We start from the raw sequence: 7,171 nt of genomic DNA on the forward strand, positions 1-7,171 counted from the left end.
GGGGGCCCCCGCCGTTACCGGCGGGGCCCTTCTCATTTCTGGGGTTTTCAGTTTTCCAGCAGCTTTTTCGCGTAGTTGAAGAGCGAACGGTTGTAGCGGGGCAGATGCCGTGACAGTGCTTCGAGTGCGAGCCCTGCAGCCTCCCGTTCGCGTCCGACATCGGTGAGCGCGAGCGCCAAGAATGCGGTGACGGCGTCGTCGAGGTCATCGGAGCCGGCATCTCGTTCCGCAGCAAGAAGGGCCACGCTCTCCTCGGCCTGGCCGAGGTTCCGGAGGGTACTGGCGAACTGGATTGTGGCCTGGCGGCGGCGAGGCCCGTCCAGCCCGGCGGCGAAAGCCCGCCGGTAGTGGAGTGCCGCCTCTTCCTCGTTGCCGATGGAGTCATGTGCGGAAGCCAACTCGTATTCGGCGACGGCGTTGCCAGGTGGGAGTTCGCCGGTCAGTTCCATGATCTTTTCAAGGAAGCCCGTGGGCGTGTGGTCGTCGAAAGCGGCCCAGAGATCGGCTATCCGCCGTTCCCAGCCCGGCCCCGGATGGATCATGGACCAAAGGATAAGGCCCCCGGGATGTGCGTATGCGGGGTGAGCTCGCGCCAGAGTTCAGCCGGTCCTCGGATGGTGGCCGATGTGTTCCAGAGGACTTCGTCCGGCGTCTGGTGCAGGCGCGCACTGGGACAGCACGGGGAGCTCCCGCAGGAGCACGCACAGCTCAATCCGTGCGGAGGAAGCGCCGAGACAGACATGCGAGCTGGCGCTGAAAGTCGGATGAGAGTCCGGTGGTGAGGACCTCGACCCTCGGCCGGTATTGTCCGATCCGGCCCGGCGCGAAGGCATTGCCGACGAGGTCTCGATGAACGCGATGCTCAGGGCGGTCCCGCGCTGGCAGCGTCGGGAACGTGGGCGCATACGGTGGAATTCCGTCAGCGGTGGTGCGTGTCCTGCTCTCGCAGCACGCGCAGGCATTCTGTGTGGCCGGTGACGAGGAGCTCCTCGTGCTTTCCGGGAGAATGTCCCGGCACGGGAAAGGTGTCTCGGGCAATCCGAAGGCGTCACCTCGGTCCTCGGGACCGCTGAGACTTCACCACTCTCGGCAAAGGTCGGCGGCGACCCCGAGACTGTCTACCCGCAGGACGCCCAGGTGACGCCACGGACAGGCGATACCCGCGGGGACGCAACGCTCGTGCAACCTCAGCTGAGGCAAGATCGGATTGCTCGACAGCGGTCAGAGCCATGGTCGCGTCGGTGCCATCCCACACATTTTGCACCGGCGCGACCATCGTCTGGCTGTGTCTCAGAGGGCGTTTGATCCTGTGGATTCTGTTTGATTCCGGGTCAGGTTCCGCGCCGGGTGAGAGTGGCTTCGCCGGTGAGGCGGCGGCTCATCAGGTCGATCGCGGCTATGTGGATCATGGCTTGGGAGCTGCTCGGCAGGGTCTCGTGGTCACGGGCGAGGCGGCGGTGGAGCATGAGCCGGCCGAGGGTGCGCTCGACAACCCGGCGGCGTGGCAGTGGGGTGAAGCCGCGGGTCCTGGGATCGCGTTGGACGATCTGCATGTCGATGCCGCGGGTGGCTGCGTGTTCGACCAGGTGCTGGCGGTGGCCGCCATCCACCCGGGTCTTGCGGGCGCTGGGATGGTGGGTGGCGATCTGATCGATCAGGGTGGTGCCGGCGACCGGGTCCTGGACGGAGGCGGCGGTGACCAGGACTGTCAGCAGGAGTCCGAGGGTGTCGACCACGATGCTGCGTTTGCGGCCGACGATCTTCTTGGCGGCGTCGATGCTCTGGTCGGAGTCCGGGACGTTGCTGGAGGTCTTGATGCTCTGGGTGTCGATCACGCCGCCCGGGGGCTCGGCGGCGCGGCCCTTGTGCATGCGCACCGGGCGGTGCAACGGCCCGGAGATCCGCGTGAAGATCTCATCGTCGCGCCGGAGGCGGAAGTGGCCGTGCACCGTCTGCCGGGGCGGGTGGTCGTGGGGCGGGTGGCGCCAGGGGATGCCGGTGCGATCGACATAGAGGATCGCGTCCATGATGGTGCGCAGGTCATGTTCGTGTGGACGGCCGATGTCCAGGACCCCGGCGCGGCGCCGGTCGCGCCGGGCGGTCAGGATCGGTTCGATGAGCTCCCAGCGGGCGTCGGACGGGTCGCTGGGGTGGCGGAGGCGTTCGGTCATGGTAGGGGCGTAATGCCGGGTGGATGCCGTGGGCCACGGGCGCGGCCGTCAGGTCGTACAGGTCAGACCGCCGTGGCCATCCGCAAAACCAGACGCGGGCTCTCATTTTGGGATGAGACAGACGAACAGCCATAAACATGGCTCCGGAAGTACCGCTCTTGCCTCGCCTGTCTCAACCGGCTCCCGTGTTGTTCTCCGAGCGAGGTCGCCGCACACAAGGATCGTCACCTATCACCAAATTTCAGGATCAAACGTCCTCTCAGACCGTCGCTCCGCGATCTCCCGTTTCGTGCACTGGCGTCGTGGGCTTGCCGAGGCGGAACACGCCAGGGCGGCCTGGGCACAGCCCTCGGCGGTGGCGACGAAGTGCTGGCCACCGCCATCCTCGACCGCCTCCCGCATCACTGCGAAGTCCTCGCGATCAACGGCCCCAGCCACCCGGCTCAAGAACCGGATGACCGAAGCCACCGCCGCCGGATGAGATTTCATAGACGTCATCCAGTTTGGTGAGGCGATGCCGGCGACTCTGTTCCGTCATCAGGGGAGGTAGCCCAGAACAGGACGTGGCCGCTATCGCCCTCAGGAACGAACTCCTCAGCCTGAACGATCAGACCAGACCGTGTGATCCAGTCCCGGTTGGTGGCCGCGTCGGCGTGGCTCCACCACATGGCAACCCCGCTGCCGAGCCAGTCGCTGTCGGTCCCCGTCCACGCGAGATGCCCCATGGTGCCCAGGAACCATCCACCAGGGCGCAGCCAGGCAGCGATCCGTTCCAGCAACAGTCGCTGCTGCTCCAAAGGGATGTGGATCAATGTATACATCGCCACCACCGCGTCGAACGACGCGGGCGCGAACTCCACGGTTGTGACATCACCGTGCATGAAGGCGGCGCCGGGAACCAGCACGCGAGCCCGACGGATCTGAACCTCGCTGATGTCGATCCCGGTGAGACGATGGCCTGCATCACTCAGATCCCGAGCGACCGGTATGCCGCAGCCGCATCCGATGTCCAGCACCGCAGCCTGCGCGGGAAGCCGCTCACATAGCTCCGCGATCCAAGACTGGTACTTACCGTCGGCCGCGAACTCCTGCTCGTAACGTTCAGATAGCAGGTCATATCCGCGCCGGACCAGTTCCTTGGGATCTTCAGCCTTCACAACCCAGTACGTTATCGGTCGCACCAGGCAGCTCCGCATTTACGTGTACTCGGCTCTGCACATCAAGGAGTACGCCGACATGCAGCATGTGTGCCGCAGGCAAGGGGGCGGGCGGGCCCCGCACTGGTGAGCCGGTGGCCTCGGAGGCTCACGCCAGGACCTCTGCGGACGGCTGCGACAGGATCATCGTTCCGTGATGGCCGCCATGCGCGCTCGACCTGCCGAATCAGCGGCTCCGGCGGCCGTCGCTCCGGCGCTGGCCGGGGCGGACGTGCCGGGATCGGGGCGAATCCACCGGGTGGGCGGTGGTGACACCGTAGGCTGCTCGGGTGAGTGAGAAGGTTTGGCAGATCGAGCCGTCGGGGCCGTTGCGCGGGGACGTGACCGTGCGGGGGGCGAAGAACGCGGTCAGCAAGCACATGGTCGCGGCGATGCTGGGGGACGGGCCGAGCACCATCGGCAACGCGCCGGACGTCGGCGAGGTCGGCATAACGGCGGGGATGCTGGAGCACGTCGGGATGTCCGTGGAGCGGGCCGGCGGTGAGGTGACGGTCGTGCCGGGGCCGGTGTCGGACCCGAGCGTCGGCAAGGCGTTCACCGGGTTGAACCGCATCCCGATCCTGATGCTGGGGCCGCTGCTGCACCGGGCGGGGGAGGCGTTCGTGCCGCTGGTCGGGGGCGACCCGATCGGCAGGCGGCCCGTCGACTTCCACGTGGACGCGTTGCGGGCGTTCGGCGCCGAGATGACGTATGCGGCGGACGGGATCCACGCGCGGGCGACGCGGCTGGTGGGGACGCGCATCGAGCTGCCGTATCCGAGTGTCGGCGCGACGGAGACCGTCCTGCTCGCGGCCGTACGGGCGGAGGGGAAGACCGTCATCCGCAACGCGGCGACGGAGCCGGAGATCATCGAGCTGGCGCTGTTCCTGCAGCGGATGGGGGCGCGGATCTCGTTCGCGCCCGACCGGCGGATCGTCGTCGAGGGCGTCGAGCGGTTGAGCGGCGCGCAGACGCGGCTGGACGGTGACCGGATCGAAGCGTTCTCCTACCTGGTGGCGGGGCTCGTCACCGGGGGAGAGGTGCGGGTGCACGGCTGCCCGCAGGACCGGCTGGTCACCGCGATCACGACGCTGACCCGCATGGGTGCGCAGTTCGAGATCACCGATGACTGGATCATGGCGTCGGCGCCGGACGGATTGCGTCCCGCGGCGGTGCAGACCGACACCCATCCGGGGTTCGCGACGGACTGGCAGACACCCCTGATGGTCCTGTTCACACAGGCCGAAGGTATGTCGGTGCTGCACGAGACCGTGTACGAGAACCGGCTTGCGTATGTGCCCGCGCTGCAGAGCATGGGTGCGGAGATCGAGGTTTACGACACGTGCCTGGGCGGCCCGGCCTGCCGGTATCACGACACGGCGGCTCTGCACTCGGCCGTGGTGCGGGGTGTCACCAAGCTCCGGGGCGGGGACGTGACCATGCCCGACATCCGGGCCGGGTTCTCGGCGGTGCTGGCCGCGGCGGTCGCGGAGGGGCCGTCCACGCTCAGGGGCGTGCACCACATCGAGCGCGGCTACCACCGTCCGGTGGAGCAGTTCCGGACGCTGGGGCTCGCGCTGCAGGAGGGGTAGCGGACGACCTGGTCGCGGGTGATGCAGCCGTTCCTTGCCCCCTGATGGCCGAAACCTGCAAGACGAGTGCGCCGCCGGCGGTCACGCTGGAGTCATGAACCTCGACAGGGCATCGGACTTCATGGCCATGCACGCGCGTCCGCTCGACCGCCGCCGCTTCGAACTGCTGACCGGTGACGGCGACAGGGACGCCCTGCCGGCCGCGCTGAACGCCTACCGGAACCCCGACGGCGGCTATGGCCACGGGCTCGAACCCGACCTGCGGTCGCGGACGAGTCAGCCGGGTCCGGCGCTGCACGCGTTCGAGGTGTTCGAGGAACTGGCGCCCGTGACCGCTCCCGAGGCCGTCGCGCTCTGCGACTGGCTGGAGTCGGTGACGCTGCCGGACGGCGGCATCCCCTTCGCGCTGCCCATCCCCGATCCCGCCGGGTGCGCGCCGTTCTGGACGGGCGCCGACCCGGAGGTGTCCTCGTTGCAGATCACCGCGGTGGTCGCGGCGATGGCCCAGCGCGTCGCCGTTCATGATGGGGCCGTGGCCAGGCATCCCTGGCTCGACCGCGCCACCCGCTACTGCCTCGACACCATCCGGGCGAAGGACGAGCTGCACGCGCTGGAGCTTGCGTTCGCGCTCTGGCTGGCCGACGCCGTGGAAGACAGCGAAACGATCGCTCTGCTCGGTGAGCACATCCCGGAGAACGGTCTCGTGCACGTCCAAGGCGGCCTGGAGGGCGAGATGATGCGGCCGCTCGACTTCGCGCCCTATCCCGGCCGTCCGGCCAGGGCACTGTTCAAGGGCGAGGTCGTGGAGGCCGAACTGCGGCGTCTCGACGAGCAACAGCAGAGCGACGGCGGGTGGCTCGTCGACTTCGCCAGCTACTCGCCGGCCGCCCGGCTGGAATGGCGCGGCTACGCGACCGTCAAGGCCGTCTCGATCCTGACCCGCGACACCCGGTACCGGAGCGCGCGGAAGAACCCCGCCCAGGGGTGAGAAACCCTTGCCGCATCGGGCCTCCGGGTAGGTGAGGACGGGCGGTTGGTGGGAAGTGTTCCCTGGGCGAGGGCCGGGCCGCCGGCCGACCGTCGAGAGGGGAGCGTGATGGCGCCCACGGGAAGGCCGACCGGGAACGTGCTGATCGTGGGGGCGGGCCCGACGGGCCTCCTGCTGGCGGGGGACCTGGCCGTGGCGGGCATCGGCTGCACGGTGCTGGAACGCCGCGCGGCGGAGACGAGCAACCTGACGCGGGCGTTCGCCGTGCACGCCCGCACCCTGGAGATGCTGGACGCGCGCGGTGTCGCCGGTGAGCTGATCGCCACCGGGGAGCGGGTGGGCGCGCTGCGGCTGCTCGGCTCGGCCGCCCTCGACCTTTCGCGGTTGCCGGGCCGTTTCCCGTTCGTGCTCGTCACGCCGCAGTACGAGACGGAACGGGTCCTGAAGGAACGGGCGCTCGCGGCCGGGGCGGAGATCGTGTACGGCACCGAGGCCGTCGGGCTCCGCCAGGACGCGGCGGGCGTGGACGTCGAGTGCCGCACGGCCGGCGGCGGGACCGGGACGCGCCGCGCGTCGTACGTCGTCGGCGCGGACGGGGTCCGCAGCACCGTCCGGCGGGAGCTCGGGCTGCCGTTCCCCGGCCAGGCGGTGGTGCGGTCGGTGATGCTCGCGGACGTCCGGCTGGACGAGGCGCCCGCCGGCGTGCTGACCGTCGGCGCGGTCGGCGACGCGTTCGCGTTCCTCGCCCCGTTCGGCGACGGCTGGTATCGGGTGATCGCCTGGAACCGCCGGCACCGGGCGCCCGACTCCGAGCCCGTCGACATGGCCGAGCTGCGGGAGGTGACCCGCCGCGCGCTCGGCACCGACCACGGCATGCGCGACCCGCGCTGGACGTCCCGGTTCCGCAGCGACGAGCGGCAGGTCCCGCGGTACCGGGTGGGCCGGGTGTTCCTGGCCGGGGACGCCGCGCACGTCCACTCGCCGGCGGGCGGGCAGGGCATGAACACCGGGATGCAGGACGCGGCGAACCTCGGCTGGAAACTGGCCGCCGAGCTGCAGGGCTGGGCGCCGTCGTGGCTGCTCGACAGCTACCACGAGGAACGGCATCCGGTCGGGCGGCAGGTGCTGCGCGGCAGCGGCGCGCTGCTGCGGTTCGCGCTGGCCGAGCCGCTGTGGCTGCGCGCGGTGCGCGGCGCGGCGGCGTGGGCGGCGGCGCATGTCCGG

General features: G+C 69.5%; 7 protein-coding genes. 4 read left to right on the top strand and 3 right to left on the bottom strand.

Annotation, left to right across the window (positions count from 1 at the left end):
• Positions 1 to 47 precede the first annotated feature (47 nt).
• Positions 48 to 542 carry a tetratricopeptide repeat protein gene (locus AF1_RS30820; RefSeq protein WP_067807417.1) on the bottom strand — a complete coding sequence of 165 codons (495 nt, stop codon included), beginning with the start codon at positions 540 to 542 and terminating at the stop codon, positions 48 to 50.
• 789 nt (positions 543 to 1,331) lie between these two features.
• Positions 1,332 to 2,171 (bottom strand): IS5 family transposase, encoded by an 840-nt coding sequence (locus tag AF1_RS30825; protein WP_067807419.1) that lies wholly within the window; start codon positions 2,169 to 2,171, stop codon positions 1,332 to 1,334.
• A 366-nt stretch (positions 2,172 to 2,537) separates the two neighbouring features.
• Between AF1_RS30825 and AF1_RS37155 the strand changes: the two genes are divergently transcribed.
• On the top strand, positions 2,538 to 2,681 hold the full coding sequence (locus AF1_RS37155) for an ATP-binding protein (RefSeq protein WP_407642262.1): 144 nt from the start codon (positions 2,538 to 2,540) through the stop codon (positions 2,679 to 2,681).
• On the opposite strand, the gene AF1_RS30835 is transcribed toward AF1_RS37155, so the two are convergent.
• Positions 2,666 to 3,328 (bottom strand): class I SAM-dependent methyltransferase, encoded by a 663-nt coding sequence (locus AF1_RS30835; RefSeq protein ID WP_242609063.1) that lies wholly within the window; start codon positions 3,326 to 3,328, stop codon positions 2,666 to 2,668. The genes AF1_RS37155 and AF1_RS30835 overlap by 16 nt on opposite strands.
• A gap of 329 nt (positions 3,329 to 3,657) precedes the next feature.
• Here AF1_RS30835 and murA point away from each other — a divergent pair, with 329 nt between their 5' ends.
• The 3 genes from murA to AF1_RS30850 form a co-directional block, all read left to right on the top strand.
• Complete coding sequence (murA, locus tag AF1_RS30840) at positions 3,658 to 4,959, top strand: UDP-N-acetylglucosamine 1-carboxyvinyltransferase (RefSeq protein WP_067807428.1); 1,302 nt, start codon at positions 3,658 to 3,660, stop codon at positions 4,957 to 4,959.
• Between the two features lie 94 nt (positions 4,960 to 5,053).
• The gene (locus AF1_RS30845) at positions 5,054 to 5,947 is read left to right on the top strand and encodes a hypothetical protein (RefSeq protein WP_067807431.1); all 894 of its coding nucleotides are present in this window, start codon (positions 5,054 to 5,056) and stop codon (positions 5,945 to 5,947) included.
• A gap of 108 nt (positions 5,948 to 6,055) precedes the next feature.
• Positions 6,056 to 7,171, top strand: a 1,116-nt coding sequence (locus tag AF1_RS30850) for an FAD-dependent monooxygenase (RefSeq protein ID WP_067807434.1), incomplete at its 3' end; no start/stop codon positions are given.

The sequence above is a fragment of the Actinomadura formosensis NBRC 14204 genome, assembly GCF_001552155.1.
Taxonomy (GTDB): domain Bacteria; phylum Actinomycetota; class Actinomycetes; order Streptosporangiales; family Streptosporangiaceae; genus Spirillospora; species Spirillospora formosensis.